This window comes from Paucidesulfovibrio gracilis DSM 16080 (assembly GCF_900167125.1).
In the GTDB taxonomy this organism is placed as follows: Bacteria; Desulfobacterota; Desulfovibrionia; order Desulfovibrionales; family Desulfovibrionaceae; genus Paucidesulfovibrio; species Paucidesulfovibrio gracilis.
Map to the genome: position 1 here is coordinate 342660 of NZ_FUYC01000002.1, position 19033 is coordinate 361692.

General features: G+C 59.6%; 19 protein-coding genes. 2 read left to right on the plus strand and 17 right to left on the minus strand.

All coding sequences use genetic code 11. The annotated features are described in order from the left end of the window. Positions 1 to 50: 50 nt before the first annotated feature. The 16 genes from B5D49_RS03895 to B5D49_RS03970 form a co-directional block, all read right to left on the minus strand. Positions 51 to 314, minus strand: a complete 264-nt coding sequence (locus B5D49_RS03895; protein WP_078716335.1) for a hypothetical protein — start codon at positions 312 to 314, stop codon at positions 51 to 53. Positions 315 to 411: 97 nt separating this feature from the next. Then, positions 412 to 909 (minus strand): ribosome biogenesis factor YjgA, encoded by a 498-nt coding sequence (gene yjgA / locus B5D49_RS03900; protein ID WP_078716336.1) that lies wholly within the window; start codon positions 907 to 909, stop codon positions 412 to 414. Between the two features lie 70 nt (positions 910 to 979). Continuing rightward, positions 980 to 1405 carry a thermonuclease family protein gene (locus tag B5D49_RS03905; RefSeq protein ID WP_078716337.1) on the minus strand — a complete coding sequence of 142 codons (426 nt, stop codon included), beginning with the start codon at positions 1403 to 1405 and terminating at the stop codon, positions 980 to 982. Between the two features lie 197 nt (positions 1406 to 1602). After that, complete coding sequence (gene rpe / locus B5D49_RS03910; protein WP_078716338.1) at positions 1603 to 2265, minus strand: ribulose-phosphate 3-epimerase; 663 nt, start codon at positions 2263 to 2265, stop codon at positions 1603 to 1605. 53 nt (positions 2266 to 2318) lie between these two features. Next, positions 2319 to 2771 (minus strand): siroheme decarboxylase subunit alpha, encoded by a 453-nt coding sequence (gene ahbA, locus B5D49_RS03915; protein WP_078716427.1) that lies wholly within the window; start codon positions 2769 to 2771, stop codon positions 2319 to 2321. Positions 2772 to 2841: 70 nt separating this feature from the next. After that, entirely contained in the window at positions 2842 to 4011 is a 1170-nt protein-coding gene (ahbD, locus tag B5D49_RS03920) for a heme b synthase (protein WP_078716339.1), read from the minus strand. 18 nt (positions 4012 to 4029) lie between these two features. Continuing rightward, positions 4030 to 5001 (minus strand): porphobilinogen synthase, encoded by a 972-nt coding sequence (hemB, locus tag B5D49_RS03925; protein WP_078716340.1) that lies wholly within the window; start codon positions 4999 to 5001, stop codon positions 4030 to 4032. A 276-nt stretch (positions 5002 to 5277) separates the two neighbouring features. Further along, positions 5278 to 6483: a 12,18-didecarboxysiroheme deacetylase gene (ahbC, locus tag B5D49_RS03930; protein ID WP_078716341.1), complete on the minus strand. Its 1206-nt coding sequence runs from the start codon at positions 6481 to 6483 to the stop codon at positions 5278 to 5280. Positions 6484 to 6783: 300 nt separating this feature from the next. Beyond that, positions 6784 to 7944, minus strand: a complete 1161-nt coding sequence (locus B5D49_RS03935; RefSeq protein ID WP_078716342.1) for an OmpA family protein — start codon at positions 7942 to 7944, stop codon at positions 6784 to 6786. Between the two features lie 105 nt (positions 7945 to 8049). After that, the gene (locus B5D49_RS03940) at positions 8050 to 8388 is read right to left on the minus strand and encodes a hypothetical protein (RefSeq protein ID WP_078716343.1); all 339 of its coding nucleotides are present in this window, start codon (positions 8386 to 8388) and stop codon (positions 8050 to 8052) included. Then, positions 8385 to 9311, minus strand: a complete 927-nt coding sequence (locus B5D49_RS03945) for a YIP1 family protein (protein WP_078716344.1) — start codon at positions 9309 to 9311, stop codon at positions 8385 to 8387. Before B5D49_RS03945 ends, B5D49_RS03940 begins: the two co-directional genes overlap by 4 nt. Positions 9312 to 9406: 95 nt before the next feature. Next, on the minus strand, positions 9407 to 10636 hold the full coding sequence (locus B5D49_RS03950) for a glycosyltransferase family protein (RefSeq protein ID WP_078716345.1): 1230 nt from the start codon (positions 10634 to 10636) through the stop codon (positions 9407 to 9409). After that, positions 10626 to 11702 carry a glycosyltransferase family 4 protein gene (locus B5D49_RS03955; RefSeq protein WP_078716428.1) on the minus strand — a complete coding sequence of 359 codons (1077 nt, stop codon included), beginning with the start codon at positions 11700 to 11702 and terminating at the stop codon, positions 10626 to 10628. The genes B5D49_RS03950 and B5D49_RS03955 overlap by 11 nt, the downstream gene beginning before the upstream one ends. A 187-nt stretch (positions 11703 to 11889) precedes the next feature. Further along, positions 11890 to 12672, minus strand: coding sequence for a flagellar export chaperone FliS (gene fliS / locus B5D49_RS03960; protein WP_078716346.1), 783 nt, complete (start codon positions 12670 to 12672; stop codon positions 11890 to 11892). Positions 12673 to 12729: 57 nt separating this feature from the next. Then, entirely contained in the window at positions 12730 to 14487 is a 1758-nt protein-coding gene (gene fliD / locus B5D49_RS03965) for a flagellar filament capping protein FliD (RefSeq protein ID WP_078716347.1), read from the minus strand. A 157-nt stretch (positions 14488 to 14644) separates the two neighbouring features. After that, positions 14645 to 15541 carry a flagellin N-terminal helical domain-containing protein gene (locus tag B5D49_RS03970; protein ID WP_078716348.1) on the minus strand — a complete coding sequence of 299 codons (897 nt, stop codon included), beginning with the start codon at positions 15539 to 15541 and terminating at the stop codon, positions 14645 to 14647. 272 nt (positions 15542 to 15813) lie between these two features. Here B5D49_RS03970 and B5D49_RS03975 point away from each other — a divergent pair, with 272 nt between their 5' ends. Further along, a complete protein-coding gene (locus tag B5D49_RS03975) occupies positions 15814 to 16968 on the plus strand; it encodes an HDOD domain-containing protein (protein WP_078716349.1) in 1155 nt (384 codons plus the stop codon). A 155-nt stretch (positions 16969 to 17123) separates the two neighbouring features. On the opposite strand, the gene B5D49_RS03980 is transcribed toward B5D49_RS03975, so the two are convergent. Then, positions 17124 to 17921 carry an AsmA family protein gene (locus B5D49_RS03980; RefSeq protein ID WP_078716350.1) on the minus strand — a complete coding sequence of 266 codons (798 nt, stop codon included), beginning with the start codon at positions 17919 to 17921 and terminating at the stop codon, positions 17124 to 17126. A 197-nt stretch (positions 17922 to 18118) separates the two neighbouring features. Here B5D49_RS03980 and B5D49_RS03985 point away from each other — a divergent pair, with 197 nt between their 5' ends. Beyond that, positions 18119 to 19030, plus strand: a complete 912-nt coding sequence (locus B5D49_RS03985; protein ID WP_078716351.1) for a YceI family protein — start codon at positions 18119 to 18121, stop codon at positions 19028 to 19030. The last annotated feature ends 3 nt before the right edge of the window (positions 19031 to 19033 follow it).

The following is a 19033-nucleotide window of genomic DNA, read 5'->3' on the forward strand; positions in this document are numbered from 1 at the left end:
TCAAAAAAAAGCGGCCTTTCGGCCGCTCGGGTAGGTCGTTGGAGGCCTGGTTAAAAACACATGGCCACAAGGTTGAAGGGTTTATACCCATTGTCCGGGTTAAGGGCGTAACGGCACCCCAGGGTGCAGTCGTCACGCTTGTTGACAATGTCCTTGTCCGAGTCTTTGTAATGGGGGCACTCGTTGTTGTAGCAGACGAGAACCACCCCCCAACCGCTGTCCGGCGGTGCCAGCCAGGCTTCCATGGGTTTGCCGCAATGGGGGCAATCGTGGTCCTCGAGTTCGGTTTCGATTCCCGCGTATTTGAAGATCATTCCACTCTCCTTGTTGTTGTGAGCTGTTATTGCAAAGCTAAGGTCTCGAGGCGAAACGTCAACCCATGAGCGCGGAATGGTGCCGTTTGGGCCGTGATCAATCTTGGTTTTGCATGGTCTCGCGCAGGGCGCGAAACAGGGCGCGGCTGTTTTTGGGCGGTTTGCCCTTGGCAAGCTCCAGGCGTGCGTTGCGAACCAGTTGGCGCAGATGTTGCCGATCAGCTTGGGGATGGGCATCGAAAAAAGCATCCAATGGGGCGTCTTCGCCTTGCAGCAGTTTCTCCCGCAGTCGTTCCACCTCATGAAATGCGCTGTCCGCTTCAGCCTTGGCCTGGCCACGGCTGCTCAGAAAATCGCGGATCGGTTCCGGATCAATTCCGCGCATGAGTTTGCCCACGAATTGGGCTTGCCGCCGTTTGGCCTCATGTTTTGAAAGCGTCCGCAGCTCGTCCAGGGCAGTGAGTAGGTCGACCGGAAGATCCAAAGGGCGCAATTCTTCACGCGTCAGGGCGGCCAGCTGTTCGCCCATGGCTTGCAGTTCCTTGGAGTCCCGTTTTTTTTGGGATCGACTTTTGGAAAAGAGGGTATCGTCCATAGCCGCATGTCTAGCCGAGGAGGGCGGGTCTGTCCAGCTTGGAAAACGGGGAACATATCGGGGCGTGCGCTCACCAGCAGCGCGTGCCTCCCTGGTATGTTTTGCCCAGGCCGTTTTGGATGAGCATTCCGGCAAGGCTTTGCCCGTTAACGTAGACTTCGGCCACCAAGCGGAAGTATTTGCCACGCCGGATATTGCGCAATTCTACCGTGGCATTGTTCCCCAGTGTGCGACACACATGCTCTTTGGCCAATCGGGCCAGGCGGCGTATTTCGGGCCGTTTGTCCCGCAATTCCGGGGTATCGCACCCGGCGAGGCGGACGGGGATGTCCTGCCCCACAATGGCGGGATAGTCCGGAATATTCACCACGATGGTATCGCCATCCACCACACGCCGGACCTGGGCGCGGAGGTGTCCGTATGTTTTGTCTTTTGACAACGCTTCCGGGGCCACGACGCAAAGCGAAGCAACCAGGAAGAGGCAGATCAGCCGCATTTGTGGACCTCCATCCGGCCAAAATGTGTCAATAGTGCCGAACGGAGAGAATCGAATGATAATTGTCGTTCGACAAAAAGTATCTACGTAGCGTGACAGTATTTTGTCAAGTGGACAATTATTATAATACGTATTTTATATAGAAAAAGTAAAGCCCCGGCAGGCCGGGGCTTGGGTCGTTGAAAGTGAGTGAGCGCCTATTGCCAGGCTTGTTGAAACGCCTGCAATCGTTCGGCGTACGGTGGGAATTTGAAGAATGCGGAACCGGAAACCAGCACGTCGGCCCCGGCCTGCACCAGCTCCCGGCAATTTTCCAGGGTCACGCCCCCGTCAACCTGAATCAGGGTGTCGGTCCCGGCCTGATCAATCATTCCGCGCAGTTCACGGATTTTCTCCAGACAGAAGGGAATAAATTTCTGTCCGCCGAAGCCTGGGTTCACGCTCATGAGCAGCACCATATCCAACTGGGGCAGCAGGTATTTCACTGCTTCGCAGGGGGTTGCCGGATTCAGGGACACGGCACATTGCACGCCCTGATCCGCAATGGCGGCCACGGCGCGTTCCAGGTGGTTGGTGGCCTCGGCGTGGACGCAAATCAGGTCGCAACCGGCATCCACGAATTCATTTACATAGCGTTCCGGCCGTTCAATCATCAGGTGCGTATCGAAGAACAGATCCGAGTGCTTGCGCATGGCCTTGATCACGGGCGGCCCGAACGTAATGTTCGGCACGAACAGTCCGTCCATGACGTCCAGATGCGCCCATTGCAGGCCCGCGTCCTTAAGAGCCCCGAGTTCGTCCGCCAGTCGCGCAAAGTCGCACGAGAGCAGGGACGGGGAAAGAATGACTTCCTTGCTCATGCCTTTAGATCCTCTGACAGGCTGGTTACGTATCCAGCCTGGGGTTGTGTTGTTCAGCGTGCCGTGATGTTGAAGTCCACTTTGATCTTGAACATCTTGTCCGCTGGAAGATTGAGCACCTTGATTCCGGTGCGCTCCGTGATTTCCGCGAGGGTGGACTCCACGTCCTCCCAGTTCGGACCGATGTATGTGAACCATACATTGAATTCGTTTTCACGCAAATAATTGTGCGTCACCCCTTCATGCCGGTTGACCTCGGCCACGAATGCGTCCAGCTGGTCTTCCGGTACCTTGGCGGCGCACAGGGTGGACCGCCACCCCAGCTGCCGCGAGCCGAAGTTGGCGCCGATGCGCCGGATGACGCCGCTGTCCCGCAGGCGGTTGATGCGTTCCAGGACTTCTTCCTCGGTCAGGCCCACCTGTTCGCCCACCACGGCGTAGGGTCGCGAGGCAATGGGATAGTCCGACTGAATGATGTTCAAGATGTTGCGATCAAAGTCGTCCATTTCATGCATGGGTGTCTCCGGCAATGGAAAGGCGTTGTTCGGCCTGGTCCCGTGGTAACGAAACCGGCGTTTACGCCTTGGCCTTCTTTTTCGGTTCGTAGGAGCAGAGCGGCTCCTCTTCCAGGTAGTGGCCGTTCATGGTTTGGGCGCGGGCACGGCATCCGCCGCAAACGCGTTCATACTCGCAGTGTCCGCATTTACCCCGGTAGACCTCGGGATTGCGCAGATTGAGGAATTGCTTGGAAGTACGCCAGATCTCCGGGAAAGGGGTGTCGCGCACGTTGCCGCAGTCCAGCTCCAGGTAGCCGCATGGCTGCACCTGCCCGGTGTGGGAGATGAAGCAAAAGCCAACCCCGCCCAGGCAGCCGCGGGAAACCGCGTCCAGCCCGAAGTTTTCAAAGGTGACGGGGATGCCGTCCTCCTTGGCGCGCTGCCGCAGGATGCGGTGGTAATGGGGGGCGCAGGTGGCCTTGAGCTGCATGTCCGTGGTCTTTTGGAAGTCGTAGAACCAGTTGAGCACGTTTTCGTATTCCTGATCCGTAATCACCTCGGTACCCAGCTCCACGGCCCGGCCTGTGGGTACGAGCAGGAAAATGTGCCACGCGGCCGCGCCGATGTCTTGACAGAGGTGGAAGATTTCCTTGAAGAACGGCAGGTTATTCTTTGTCACCGTGGTGTTGATCTGGAATTCGATGCCCGCCTTTTTCAGCCGTTCAATTCCTTCCATACTGGTCTTAAAGGCACCGGGAACGCCGCGGAACTCATCGTGTTGTTCCGGGTTGGCTGCGTCGATGGAGATGGAACACCGCTCAATGCCCACCTCCTTGATGCGCGCCACGTTCTCCTCGGATAGCAGTGTGCCGTTGGGAGCCATGACGCAACGCAGTCCTTTGGCCTTGGCGTAGGGAACCAGCTCAAAAATGTCTTCGCGCAGCAGGGGTTCGCCCCCGGTGAAGATGATGATGGGGTTGCCCACGTCCGGGAAGGTGTCGATAAGCGCCTTGGCTTCCTCGGTGCTCAGTTCGCCCTCGTAGGGTTCGGGGTGGGCCTCGGCCCGGCAGTGCTTGCAGGCCAGATTGCAGGATCGGGTCACTTCCCAGGCGATGAGTCGGCAGGCCGGGGTTCCGTCCTCCAGCGTCATGGTGGGCTTATGGCCGGGATGTTCGTGGGCTTCGCCCGGATGTTTGCCGGGGTGGCCGCCCGGATGTCCGGCGGCATGGGGATGATTGGATTCGCTCATGGGGTTCGCCTCCCGGGGTTACAACGTCTTGAGCAGATCTTCGGTGAAATAGGTCAAAATCAGGTCGGCTCCGGCCCGCTTGATGGCGGTGAGCGATTCCAGCACGACGGCTTGCTCGTCAATCCAGCCGTTTTGGGCTGCGGCCTTGATCATGCTGTATTCTCCCGAGACTTGATAAGCGGCCACTGGCGCGTCGAAGCTGTCGCGCACCTGGCGCACGATGTCCAGATAGGGCAATGCGGGCTTGACCATGAGGATGTCCGCGCCTTCAAAAACGTCGGCCGCGGCCTCGCGCAGAGCTTCCCGGCTGTTGGCCGGATCCATCTGATAGGTCTTGCGGTCGCCGAACTGGGGGGCGCTTTCCGCTGCTTCGCGGAAGGGACCATAAAACGCGGAGGCGTATTTCACGGCGTAGGACATGATGGGCAGGTTTGGGAATCCCGCATTGTCCAGCGCATCTCGGATGGCCAGCACCCGGCCGTCCATCATGTCGGACGGCGCCACCATGTCGGCCCCTGCCTCGGCATAGGAAACGGCCGTGCGTGCCAGCAGCTCCAGCGTGGGATCGTTGAGCACGTCGCCGTCCTGCACGATGCCGCAATGCCCGTGGGAAGTGTATTCACAGAGGCAGACATCCGGGCAGACCAGCAGGTCGGGCCAGTTCGCTTTGATCATGCGGATGGCGCGCTGGACAATGCCGTTGTCGTCATATGCGCCGCTGGCATGTTCGTCTTTTTGCGCGGGAATGCCGAAGAGCATGAGACTGCGCAAGCCGTTGTCCACAGCCTGGGCCACACGCTGTTCCAGTTTTTGGAGGCTGAGTTGGTGCTGTCCGGGCATGGACGAGATGGGCTTTTCAAAATTTTCGTCGTCGGTTTCCACGACGAAGTAGAGCATCATCAAGTCTTGGGGTCTGAGTTCGGTTTCGCGGACCATGTCGCGCATGGTGCGACTGCGACGCAGGCGACGTCCACGGTGAAATTCGGGCATGTCGGCTCCTTTTTTCCTGGCGATGGGAAGCCTCCGCAATGGAAAGGTGTCCCACGCCCCTCTCTGATATGTTCGGCGTTGATCCGCAGCGTTCCGTGCCGGGATTGGGTAAGGCGCGGAACGTGTGATTGTATCCTTGTTCCCCTTGGGGAGTGTGCGACAAACCCCGGGTGGGCGCAAGCTGTGAACCGGAGTGGTAGAGGAAAAAACCGGGGAAGCGGCGCTGTGGCGCCGGACATCCCCGGTGTTGATTCCCGTTGGTTCGTGAACCGCCTGTTATTCCTTGACGCCCACAGGCTCCCCGGTGATTTCCTCGTCCGTGAGGTAGCAGGCCGGGTCTTCGGCCCAGAAATCCCCGTGGTAGGCTTCGGCGCGGGCGCGGAAGTTGCCGCCGCAGATATGCAGGAACCGACAGTCGGCGCAGCGTCCCTTCACGTAGGGGCGCTTGTCCTTCATTTTATGCAGCAGTTCAATTTTCGGGTCGTCCCAGATCTCGGAGAAGGGGCGCTCCAGAACATTGCCGAAGGTGTGGTGGCGCATGAACTGGTCCGCATGGACCGAGCCGTCCCAGGAGATGCAGCCGATGCCGCGTCCCGTGGAGTTGCCTTCGTTCCACTTCAGCAGTTCCAGCACCTCGGCGGCGCGTTTGGGATCTTCCCGCAACATGCGGTAGTAGAGGTACGGACCGTCGGCGTGGTTGTCCACGGTGAGCACTTCTTTGGGCAGTCCTTTGTCGAACAGCGCCTTGGTGCGGTCCATGATCAAATCCACGACCTGGCGGGTTTCCTCGTGGTCCAGGTCTTCCTTGATCAATTCGGAGCCGCGGCCCGAGTAGACCAGGTGATAAAAACAGATGCGCGGAATGTCCCGCTGCTCGATGAGATCGAACAGATGGGGAATTTCCGAGGCGTTGCGCTTGTTGATGGTGAAGCGGAGTCCGACCTTGAGTCCTTCGGCCTGACAGTTGGCCACGCCTTCCAGCGCTTTTTTGTAGGATCCGGTCACGCCGCGGAACTGGTCGTGGATCGTTTCGGCCCCGTCCAGGGAAATGCCCACGTAGGAAAGTCCTACCTCGCGCAGTTCCTTGGCTTTTTTCTTGGTGATCAGGGTTCCGTTGGTGGAGATCACCGCACGCATTCCCTTGCTGGTGGCGTAGCTGGCCAGTTCGGTCAGGTCTTCGCGCACCAGGGGTTCTCCGCCGGAAAAGAGGATCACGGGCGCGCCGTAGGCGGCGAGGTCGTCGATCATCTCCTTGGCCTTCTCCGTGGAGATGGGATCCTTATGCCCGCTGGGATCGATGGCTTGGGCATAACAATGCACACACTTGAGGTTGCACCGCTGGGTCATGTTCCAGACCACCACGGGTTTTTTGTCCTTGGAGAACTGCAGGAGGTGAGAGGGAAGCTGACCCGATTCCCGTCCGTAGCGCAGCGCGTCCGAGGGTTCCACCGAGCCGCAGTAGAGTTTTGAAATACCGATCATTACCTAAACCTCGCTTTGAAGTGGGACCATTGCGGTATCATAAAAGGCGTGGCCCGAAAAGTCGAAATACGGGCATGCCGAAGGCGGAGGACTTTCGTCCCCCCGGCTTGCCGGACTGAAACAGAGCACGTTTCGCGTTTTTTCCTGGCCGTTCGTTTACAGCCCCGCGCCTTGCGTGACACAAAGGCTCCGAAGGGTTCGTGCGCCGTGTTGTACACGTAGGGAGCGGCCCGCATCAAGGGATCGACCTTCCCTATCAACGTATCGTCCTTCCTTCAGCTAAGACGTGGGGCCGAGCTGTCAACCTCGGTCCGGATCAAGCCGTACTTCCACCCGGCGATTGAGTTGTTTGTTCGCGGGGGAGGTATTGGGGACCAGGGGATCGGATTCGCCCCGGCCGTCCGTACGCAACAGGTTCGGGTCCAGTCCGTGGTTTTGGACCAGATAGGTACGCACGGCCATGGCACGCCGCCGGGAAAGGTCCAGGTTGTAGGCTTCGGAGGCGTCGGAGTCGGTGTGGCCGATGAGCAGCACTTCCCGGCCACGCAGTTGGGGCGATTGCAGCGCCTGGGCCAGTTCATCGAGGTTATCATAGTATTCCGGACGGATGGTGTCCTTGTCCACGTCGAATTCAACCCGGATATACACACTGCCTGCCGAAGGCGCGGCCAGTTCTTCAGCCAGATCCATGCCCTGGATGGTGGCTTCCATGTCTGTTTCTGCGCCGGGGGAGGCCTCGTCCTCCTCGGTGAGCCCATCTACGATTTCCCTGCTGGTAAAGGCGTAGCCCAGGGAGCGGGGATCCACGGGCGGCAGCCAGGAGCGAAGCGGCACGGCCATATCCTCGGCAATGGCCCTGGTGATGGCGTAGAGCGGGGAATCGGGCAGGCGGGTGGTGGTGACCCAGAGGATCCAGTCTTTGTTGCGCTGGAATGCAATGCGTCCGGATTGTTCCATGGAGTGCAGGAGCATTCCGGTTTGGGTTTCGTAGATGTCGCAGCGGATGGTCATGGCGGAATCGTCCACCGTACCGCCTGCATAGAGGTAGGGTACGGTGAGAAGAACAAGCATGTCGGCGCCGCGTTGCCCGGCATCGCGCAGGGCGGATTCCCGTCCCCGGTAGGTCTGTTTTTCAGCCAGAACCAGGGTGGGAAAGACCGGACGTTCGGTCCAGGCGTCAAAAAAAATACGGGACATCTGGCGGCCCAGTTCCAGGCGCGTGGGCAGGGATTCGCGAATCCACATGGGATACATGAGTGCCTTGATGGGCGTATGGAGGCGGTCCACCGGGCGGACGTAGATGCGCAGATTGGAGCGGTCCACGGCGGCGTCTGTGGCGATTTCGGTCTGCTGGGTGATGGAGGGCCGCACATAATTGCAGGCGGCCAGCGTACCGAGCAGCAGGGTCGCGGTCAGGAGAAACGCCGGAATCCGGATGCGGGACGGCGGTGTTTGGTGCATGGTCGTTCCCTCGTTGTGCGGATGCGTTACCGATGATGCCAAGGAGCTGACGCTTCCGGCATGATCTCGGTTATGCAGCAATATGCATACCAGCGAACCGGGTGGCTACTGCAACAAGCGGGTGGGCGAGGGCGCGGACTGGATGGATTCGATGAGCCGTCGGCGGGATTGCAACAAGCCCTGACGCAGCATCTGGCGTTCCCGAACAGTGAGGCGGCGGAAATCCTTGCTGCCTGCTTGATGCACCAGGCTTTCCGCTTCGTCGCGGATGTCACGGATGGCATTCTGCAGCTCCGGCTGTCCCGGGCAGGCGCGGGCCGCATCCTGGGCCAGGGCACGCAGTTCCTCGGCCATATTTTGCACGGCGCGTGGTTCCAACTGCCGTTGGCGTCGGCGTCGGGCGGCCAGAGCGTGCAGCGCTTCGCGCATCCGGCGAAAGATCATTGCTGCGGCCCTCCGGCCATGTCCGGCATGGGAACCTGCATGGCAGAGAAAAAGAGCGTGGCAATGACCACGACCATGAGTCCCAGCCCCAGGGCCGCACGCCAGACCGGGACACGGTGGATGGCGGCGCAGCCCACCACGGTGAGTCCCAGGCTCCACAACCAGCCCACCAGATATCCATAGGGCAGAAAGCAGAGCACTAACGGCGCGTAGGAATAGGCTACGGCGCGGAAAGTGGCTTCAAAGCCTCGCGGGGCGGCCTTGAGCAGCATCAGCACGCCATGAAGCATGCCGGTGTTGAGAAACAGATTGATGATGAACAGAATGGGCAGGGTCACGAACAGGGTCACCGGATCCAACCCCGTGGCCGGTCCGCTGCTTTCCAGCATGGTGGCTTCGGCACCGGTCCCCAGTCCCATGCCGGGAACGGGCGGCAGGCCGACCATGTCCCAAAACAGGCTCAGAATCATGTAGAATTCAAACAACAATAGTCCGAATACCAGGGGCCGCGCCATACCCGCCAGAGGCATGACACGGAAGAACAGCCGTGGCTGGAGCAAGGCCCGACGGATGGTCTGCCCGAGTCCAGGGAAGAACCCATAATTTTCCAAATCCTCGAAGGGAGGCGGTAGAGTCGATTCACCCTGCTCGTCCTGTGCGGGGACCGGACCCGGCGACGGACGCGAATGGAGTCGCCCGTCCGGGCCGTAAAAGCCGGAGTCCTGCCGCGCGGAGGAGGCTTGCTCGGATGGAGAGGGAGATTCCGTGGTATGCTGGTCGTCAAAAGCAAACTCTTCGGCCGGGATCGCCCGGAAGCGAAATTTGACGCCACACCGGGGGCAGGTGGCCATTTCACTTTTCTTTGGGATTTTATCCTCGGGAACATCCCTGGTAAAGTCACACTGGGGGCATTTGATTTGCATATTGTTCGATGCGCCGGACCGGGCGGGGCTGGATGTTTTTATCTCAAATATCGAAATCTCACATACGTGAGAACCGGGGACGACGCAACCCGCGTTCAACGGACCGGAGCCTGCGGCAGCAACAGGAGCCGCAGTTCGTTGCAGAGCGGATTGGCTCGCAAAAATCGCCGTAGCGGTAAATGGGGATATTCCGGGCTGAGCCGGTGGTGAAGTGATCCGCCCGAGGCTTTGTCGAATTTTTGGAGCTTTTGTGCCAGGGCTTCCGGACGCTTGCGTGTGTGGGCATAGTGCAGGATGGGCGCATCCAGGATCAGCCCTGTTCGTCCGGAAACGCCGGTAAGCCGTTCGTGGACCGGTTGTTCGAAACGCAGGTCCGCGTGGTTGCGAAAGAGCCGAAGTTGCAGATCCGGCCAGAGACCGTAGCCCACGCGGCAATGGTCTTCGTCTGGCAAGAAGGTCAGACGGGGGAAAAAGTAGGCCTGCACGCCCCGCACGGGGAACAGACCCGGCATCAGGGTCCAGTGGTCGTCGGAAAGGCGCTCGTCACCGTCCAGGTACAGCACCCATTCCGCACTGCATTGCTCCAGCATGTGGTTGCGCTGGGCCGCGAAGTCATTGTTCAGGGGGCGGGCGAATTGGTGAACCGGGCAGGCGGCGGAGATTTCCCGGGGAGGCACCTCCTCGGCGTCCCAGAGCACAATCAGTTCCTCCACCCAGTCCGGGAACTGTGCAAAAAAATTGTCCAGATCAGGTTCATCCGGGTGCAGAACGCAGCCCACGGACAGGGACGGAGCCTGCACCGCGAAGTGGCCGAAAGGCGTTCCGTTGATGGCCGCGTGGGGGCGGGCCAGGGTCAGGGTGCGTTGGAGGGATTGGTAGTCGCTCTTTTCCTTGGCCGCCAGCTCCGGATTGAGTTGTATCATGGCTTGGTCAGGCAGGGCGTTGTCCTGGGCCAGCAAATAAACCAACGCCCAGGGCGAGGTGTCCACCAGCCATTGCAGGGAGCCGTCGGGAGTGCCGCGCAGCTCCGGAAATGCTTCGCGGACCGCTCTGGCCCGGGCGGGGTTGCTTTCGCAAACCGTCAGCCGCGTGGCCGCAGGCAGCTGTTCACGCAAGAGAGAGAGCAAGCGTCCCGAGCCGATTCCCAGGAGCACCAGCCGGTCCTTGCGGCTTTTCTCCAACAAACGCACAAGGCGTTCCGCGTGTTCCGCCAGTTCGGTTTCCGGGCATTCCTTGGGTACCGCGTCCCGGGAGGGGGTGTCTTTCCATTCGAAGGCGAGGATTTCTTCAGTATAGGCGTGGAACAGATGCGGTTCAGTGGGCATGGACGGTTACTCCGTGTTCGGCGAGCACGCTGGTGTAAATGGCTTCGAGTCGACGTACAAGTGTCTGGACCCGGAAGAGACGCTGGGCTTTTTGCTGTCCGGCCCGACCCAGTTTTTGGGCCAGTTCCGGATGGGTGAGCAGGTGGGATACGGCCCGGCCGTACTCTTCGGCGTTGCGGACTACGATGCCGGTTACGCCGTTTTCCACCAATTCCACCTGGGCGTTGTCCCGGGGGGGCGGGCTGGGGTGCGTGACCACGGGCAGACCGCAGGCCATGGCCTCGGCAATGACGAGGCCGAAGGATTCCCCCCGGTCGTTGGCGTGGGCCAGTACGCTGCAACTTTTGTAAAATTCGGCCAGTTCCGCATCGGTGCGAACGCCCGGCAGGAATTCGACACAGTGTGCCACGCCGTGCTGTTCCGCCAGGGTACGGGCTTTGGGTGTGGCTCCGATGACGCGGTAGCGCATTTCGGGTACCCGCTCAAGGGCGTAGGGAAGGAAGTCCAGGGCCATGGAGGACCACTTTCCTGGATCCTGGCGGGAGATACGGCCCACAACAGGGTTGGAGAAATCAAGGGAGCTGGAATGCGCCTTGGCGAAGAAATCCGTATCGACGGGGTTGTAGAGTACGTCGTAGAGGGGCGGCGTGGATGGAATTCCGTACTGCACGGAATATCGTTTGGCGCAAAAATGGGAGACAAAGAGGTGTCTGGCGACGATGCGCCCCGACGGACTGGGGTCATGGTGTCCGAAGACGTTGGTCTCCACCACGGGGATGTTGCAAAGCCGCAAGGGCCGCATCAAGGCCGGTTCGGGCCAGCCAGCCCGGTGAACATGGACCAGGGTGGGGCGCACGGTTTTGAGGATGTGCAGCAGGTCGTCATGGATGTATGTGGTCAGCCCCATGGCCCGAAGCATCTGGCCGCGTTCACCGTCGCGGGGGGAATACACCACGCACTCCCATTGGCGCGGATTCAGGTGGCTCGCAAAGAGCTGGAGCACCTTTTCCGTGCCGCCGAGCCCCAGGGAGTTGGCGATATGCAGAATGCGGACTGGTTCAGACATGGCTCGAAAATCTGTTTGGCCCATTTTCCTGAACTTGGCAAGGGGAACGCCATCAGCGGCGGACTGTCTTTCCGGTCGATGAAGGGCAGAATCAGAGTACCGTTTCATCGGACCATCGGTCCCGGGCGTTTGTCCTCCCCTGCGTCCGGCCCGGCGCATCGTGCCATGCCGGACCGGATCGAACCGCTCAGAGAGAGTTGGAATAGGCGGACGCGGCCCGTTGGCGGAGCAGGTTTACGGATTTGGACAAGGACGGCTTGGGCGGTTGCTTGGGCTGTTCCTCGTCGGCCGTTTGCTGCTGCGGGGCTGCAGGTTGTTGCTTTGCTGCCGGGGCAGGTTGTTGTGCTGCGGCGGAAGCGTGCTGTTCCTGCGGCTGTTTTGATGCCTGAGGTTGCGTGGGAGGCGTTGGGCTTGGCTGTGCGGGGGCCGAAGAAGGCGTCGCGGATTGTGAGGCTGGGACGGCTTTCGCGCCCTGTGCGGCCGTAGGGGGCGTGGGGTTCGATTCCGTAGCTGTAGTGGTTTCCTGGCCCTTCTTCGCGGCGGCGGCCCCCAGAGCGGCGGCCCGGTTTAGCCCGGTGCGGGCCTGGCCGGAGAGCTGTTTTTCGGTTTCCGGTACGATCTGGGCATAGGCAGAGCGAATGTTTTCCAGAATATTCAACACTTCGTCGATCATCCTGGTGTCCATTTTCAGATTGGCCTTGGCCAGCCGGATGTTGCAAAACATATACAGCGAATCCAGGTTGTTGGCGAGCTTTCCGCCTTTGTCGCGGTTCAGGCTGTTGGCCAGTTCGCTGATGATGTCCATGGCCCTGGAAATCAGGATGCCCTTTTTGGCGTAGTCCTTGGCCTCGATCCGCTCTTTGGCCTGCTTGAGGAACTTGATGGCCGCGTCGTAGAGCATGATCAAGAGCTGTCCCTGGGTGGTGGTGGTCACCTGGGTGGCAAGGTAGGCGTGTGCGGCCTTGCTCATGGTTATGGTCCTCCTGGATGCTTGGTGCCCTGGGCGGGCATTCCATGGTTCCGGTGTTTAGCCTTGAGACATTTGGCTGATCTGGCTCGTGAGCTGCGCGGACTGTCCTTCGTATTGTCCGAGCAGCGCGTCGAGCCTGGCAAATTTTTCTTTGAGGGTCCGCTCCATCTTGGTGATGCGTTTTTCCTCATAGGCGATTTTATCGTCGATCATATCCATGATGTCTTCGTAGTTTTCTTCAAGGATATGAAGCGGACCGGTGTTTTCGTTGGTCAACTCTTTCAATTCATTGATAAACTGGCCGGTCTTCCCCTGTTTGAGCACGCCGAGAGGATAATCCTCATCGCTGGTGCCGCTCGGCGGATAGGTGCCGGGCGCCCTGTTCAGCACATCGAGCACAAGACCGGCGGAGGGGTTTTGTTCCACCAGGGTATCGCCCACGGCCACCTTGTTGGACGGCGAAGTGATCCGGTGGTTGACGTTGTCGATGCTGGCCTTGAATCCGTTGATCCAGGCTTCGGTGATTTCGCCGGAGCCGTCCACCGTGTATTTGACCTTATAGGAGCCTGCCTGGGTAATGCTGTCGATGTGAGAGTAATAGGCCAGGTCGTTGGTGTTGTAGACGCCGCCTTCATGGTCCGCGCTGAAGAGTTTGGCCACGGCGTCGGTGTCTTCGGCCAGGGCTTCGTCCAGGCGCTCTTCGTCCACTTGGAGCAGTCCGGCCGTGGGGGAGTTTTCATCCGCGTCCGTGAGGATGCCCACCTGGGAAAGCGAAGAGAAGACATCTCCCTGGGGCGCGGCCCCGCTGTCATCATAATAGAAGAATCCCAAGCCCTTTTCCGAAGCGATATTTTTCAGGTTTTGGGAAATCATTTCCACGCCGTAGTTACCGGTGAGCAGGGAGCCTTCCTCTTCCACGGTGTCGAAGTTGGTGATTTCCAGGATGTACTTGCGAACTTCGTTGATCTGATCCACGAAGGTGCGCACATTTTCCTTTACGGCTTCCTTGTCCGTATTCACGGTCAGGGAGATGTCCGTTCCCAGGGATGAACCCTTCAGATTGAGCGTCAGGCCGTCCACAATGCCGGTGACGGTGTTGGACGGTACGGATATCCAGTCCGAGGTGGGCCAGCCGTTAACTCGTAATTCGGCATTCTGGTTGGATTGGGTTACGTCGAAATCTGCAGCGGTGAAGCCCGAAAGCGTGGTTCCGGCTCCGATTTCCAGGGTGGCGTCCTCGCCCAGATCCATGCCGCGAAATTGCAGGTAGACCTCGGAGCCGTCGGATATGAGGCTGGCCTTCACACCGGGGTTGTCCGGATCGTTGTTGATCAGGTTTTGCAGTCCTTGCAGGGTGGTGCCGCCTGGCACGTTCAGGGAATGGCTCACACCCTGGTAGGAGTATTCAAACGTGGCACCGGCGCCGGATGCCGTGACTTCCGCATCCGTGGCAAGATAACCGTTTTGGTTCGTCAGGATGGCGTTTTGCGCCAGTTGGTTGATGCGCACCGTGTGGGAGGCTACTTCCGCGGAGCTGTCCGCCGTGGCGGAAACCACGTCAGAATACGTACTGGTTACGGACTTGGTCAGAAATTCATTGACCGTGTTCATGCCTTCCATTGTGGACTTGAGGGAGAGCATGCGGGTGTTCAGCTCATTAAAGGCCTCGACCTTGGCTTCCCATTCGGATTTCCAGGATTCAAGACGCACCACACGGTTGCGCTCGATCTTGATCATTCCGTCGATGAGCTGGTTGAAGTCGGTGCCGTTGCCGAGCCCGGCGAAATTTATTTGTCCTGACGTGTAATCACTCATGGCTTTCCTGCCTGGGAAAAATTTTCCTTGTCTGGTTCTCCGCTACGCAAGGTTGCAATTGAGGTGCCATGAATGAAAAAGGCCGGACCACCCGAATGGGGGCGATCCGGCCGTTTGGCTCGCCCTGGATTGGGTCGAGCTGTGATGCCTCTTACCATTAACCGCCGATGAGCTGCAGGGCCATACGCGGCAGCGAGTTGGCCTGGGACAGCATGGCCACGGCGGACTGGGTCAGAATCTGCGACCGGACGAATTCGGTCATTTCGCTGGCCACGTCCACATCGGAGATGCGGGATTCAGCGGCCTGCAGGTTCTCGGCCTGGGTATTCAGCGTGGTGATGGTGTTCTCCAGGCGGTTCTGCAAGGCACCGAGGTTGGCGCGGATCTTATCCTTGGAGGTGATGGCGTTCTTCAGCGCCACCAGGGATTCCTGGGCCAGAGCCTGGGTGGAGATGGCACGGCCGCTGGACGTGGTGGCGGACAAGCCGACACCCAGAGCAGAGGACGTGGAAGTGCCGATGGAGATGTAGTAGTAGTCCTCGGCGCTGTCGTTCTCGGTGCCGAAGTGGACCTTCAGCGGGCCGGTGGCCACAAGCCCGGTTCCGTCGTGGGCGCTGTTGTCACCGGAGAGGTTGCCGTTGAGCAGGTAAATGCCGTTGAAGTCCGTGGAGTTGGCGATACGGGTGATTTCCGAGGCCATGGCCTGATATTCGGAGTCGATGATCAGACGCTGGTCCGAGGTGTACGTACCGGTGGCCGCCTGTTCGGCCAGTTCCTTCATGCGGATGAGCTTTTCGTCGATGACGCCGAGGGCGCCGTCCGCCGTCTGGATCAGGGAAATAGCATCGTTGGCGTTACGAACGCCCTGCTGCAGGGCGCTAATGTCGGCGCGCATCAACTCGCGAATGGCGAGACCCGCGGCGTCATCCGCGGCGGTGGTGATGCGCAGACCCGAGGACAGGCGCGCCGTGGACTTGCTGAGTGCGCCATAAGACTGACTCAGGTTGCGCGCCGCATTCATGGCCATCAAGTTGTGGTTAACGACGAGGGACATACTTTCCTCCTTGAAACGGTTGCGGCTTCCTTGCCTAAATGGATACGGGCACGGCTCCGGTGCCCTTTTCCTTCTTGAGTTGCCCGTTTTATCGACCCCCACGGAAAAAACTTTAGAGGCCGAAACATTTTTTTTGTGCGGTTTCGTCACGACGTTTCAGCGGGATGCGGAGGACGTTTGGAAAATGATGCGCATGGCTTGGCATGATAGCTGCTTAGTTGGAGGGGGAGCGTCGATTTGCCGACGTTCAGCTATATTGCAAGGAGAACCCCATGCCGCAGCCCCGCCGAGAGTCGTTGTTTCCTCCGCATGGTTCCTGCCCGAGCGGGCGGGAGGCCGCCGCCACTTCGGAACGTCTGGATGTTTTGTTCCGCGAAATGGATCGGATGATCTGTGAAGAACCGGATACGTCGAATTCCTTTTCTGTATTGCGGGAACGGGAAATCGCGTCACGGGCGTTTGCCCTTTGGGAACGGGCTATGTGTCGCAACGATGCCGCCCACCCCCTGATGCGGGCTGTACGGCGTCCGGCGTTGGGGCAGGCTGTTCGAGACCTGCTGGGAACATGGCCGGAACCGTCAGCCGGGAGTTGTGCCGAAACCGCTCCGCTGGTCCGACTGCTTGACGCCCTGGAAGAAACTCCGCTGTCGGAGGAATTTTGTCGGGTGGAAAAGGCCATGCAAGGCAGGATGAGTAACGCAAATCGGGTGGCCGAGGCCGTTCGCAGCGATCCTGTGTTGGCGGCCTTGTTGCTCCGTCTGGTCAACAGCCCGTTTTACGGCGTGGGACGGCGTGTGGACTCCCTGCAACGGGCCGTGGCCTTTGCCGGGTTTGATGAATTGTCGGCTCTGGCGTTGGTTGTTGCCGTGGTGCGTGCCTTTGGTGGATCGTCCGGTTTTTGGCGACGTTCTGTTTTGTGCGGTGTACTTTCCAAGGCGTTGGCACGCCGGGCCGGATTGAGCGGACAATGGTTTTTTGCCGCTGGGCTGTTGCATGATGTGGGTGGTTTGCTGGCCCGTATGGTGGTTCCCGGCACCTACGGCGCGTTCGTGCGCTCCCTGGCCGATGGCGCAACGCCCTGGGAACGGCTGGAGAAAAAGTATCTCGGTATCACGACTCCGGAACTCGGTGTCAGGCTTTTGTCCCGGAAGGGTATGCCCGAGTCCGTGGCCGAACTGGTGGGGCGTCGGCGAGGGACCGGCTCTTCAGAGGATCCGGGTACAGCGGCACTGCATGTGGCCGAGGTCTTGGCCGCTTCCATGACCGTGGGACGAAGCAGCGGGGATGTGGTCATACCGGAGTTGCATGTAGCTTGCTGGGAGATGCTGGGGCTCGGCGTTCGCGACGTGGAAACGCTGCTGCCCGAAGCGTTGGCCCAGGCCGTGCGGATTGCCGGGGGCATGCCCGGTTTGCCTGGGAAAAAATAACGTTCCCCTGCCTGGGATTCGTTGCTCGCCGTGTGAGGCAACGGTCTTTTCTATGAGAATTTTCCGGTGATAACGGACCCAAAAAAACGCCGCCTCCACTATGGAAGCGGCGTTTTGGTTTGTATGCGGATGCAACGCAGAGTGTGTCTGCGCGGCTAGAACAGGCCTTTCAGTTCATCCACCGCGCCTTCCACTTCTTCCTGGGCGCCCTGGGTGGCCCCGCCGGCCTGGTCCATGAGCCATTCCCCACCCTGCATGACGATATCGCCGGAATCCTTGAAGGCCTGCTGCAGACCGTCGTACAGGCCGTCCACGAGTTTGGCTGCGGCCTTTGCCGGGGTGGTGCCGCCGCTTTCCTTGCCGATGTCCGCGATATGGATTTCCGGCAGATCAAGGCTCAGTCCTTCGCCGGGAAGACCGGTGATGTCGGCGGTGACCTGTCCGTTGCGGACGTATACGTTTTCAATGATCAATTTTTTGGATGGCTTGCTTTCCGCGGGTTGCTCCCCGGCGGGTTCGCTTTCGCCGCTAGCCTCGGCCTTGCTGCCGCCCGTGGATTCCTGGATATTTTTGAGCAGTGCTTCGAAGTTATCCATTTTGCCCTGGGTCTCGTACACGATGGCCGGGGCATCAATGACGATTTCGTGAATAATGATGGTGTCCGAGAGCAGCGAGTCGCGGTCCAGCTGCACGCTGATGGTACCCACGGCCAGGAGGTCGCGAGGCTTGAATCCCCGGTTCACGGGGTTGCCCACGCGCAAGCCGTTGAGTGCGCCCGAGCCTGAGAACAGTCCGATGTCCGCGTTGTCCAGATGCACTTCGGTCTGGGTGACTTTCGGGCCGAATTCATTCACGCCCATTTCCACGATGGAGTCCACGTTCAGCAGTACGTAGACCAGAATGCCCACCACGAGCACTACGGCGGCCGCGCCGATGAGAAGTAATTTTTTCAAGATGCTTCCTCCCTGATTTTTTAATAATTTTGCTTGTATCCTACCAGGCTCGGTACCGCAACCCGGAAGCGGGGAATGGGTTGTCGGTCCAGGCATGCGTTTCTTTCTTAGGACATGTTGCCGCAAAAAGGTGCGGTGTGTAGGATAAGGGCAAACCATGTTGATCAGGGGGGGCATCCCCTGAAAGGAGTGTGTCCATGGCGGTTATTACCGTGCGGGAGCTTCGCGCCATTCTGGATCGTGGCGATCGTCCCCTGCTGGTGGATGTGTTGTTTGAGGAGCGATTTGCCAGGCAGCACGTCAGCGGAGCGGTATCGGCCTGCGTCTACAACGTGACGTTTTTGGACCAGATGGCGGAACTTGTGGAAGACCGGGATAAGCCGGTGGTTGTTTACGGCGTGGATGACGAGGATCATTCGGCCATGGTGGCGGAAGAAAAGCTTCTTCAGGCGGGATGGATTTCGGTCTTCCGGCTGGGCGGCGGTATCCGTGCCTGGATTCGGGAGGGAGGATCCGTGGAGGGGGAAGCCCCGGCCTCGGATCTGGACGAGGAGGCTGTTTTTCAAGCCCCGTCGGGCGTGGTTACGGTGCTTCCCGCGGAAAGTACCATTGGTTGGGAGGGGCGCAACACTTCCGGTTCGCATCGGGGCAGTCTGGACGTGGAGTCCGGTTCGTTTCGTTTTTCGTCGGACCAGGCATCGGGAGAAGTTGTTCTGGATATGCGCAGCATCCGCAATCATGACGTGGAAGAGGAGTCGTTGCGCAGTGTGCTGGTGGCCCATTTGCTGTCCGAGGACTTTTTTCATACCGACGCGTTTCCCCGGGCGCGGCTGGCGATTGAAACCATGCGTCCACTGCACCGGGAACCGAGGCAGCCGAATCACGCGGTACAGGGAACATTGGAGCTGCGCGGCGTTCGCGCCCCGTTCGAGTGCGAGGCGACGCTGGAAAATCTGGAGGCGGGCCGCATGACGCTGGAAGCGCATTTTGATCTGGACCGCACGCTTTGGGGCGTCAACTACGGGTCTGCCAAGCTCTTTCGTTATCTTGGCTATCATCTGGTGTTCGATCCGATCAGCGTGAACGTACGTCTGGTCTTGGAAGCCTGACGC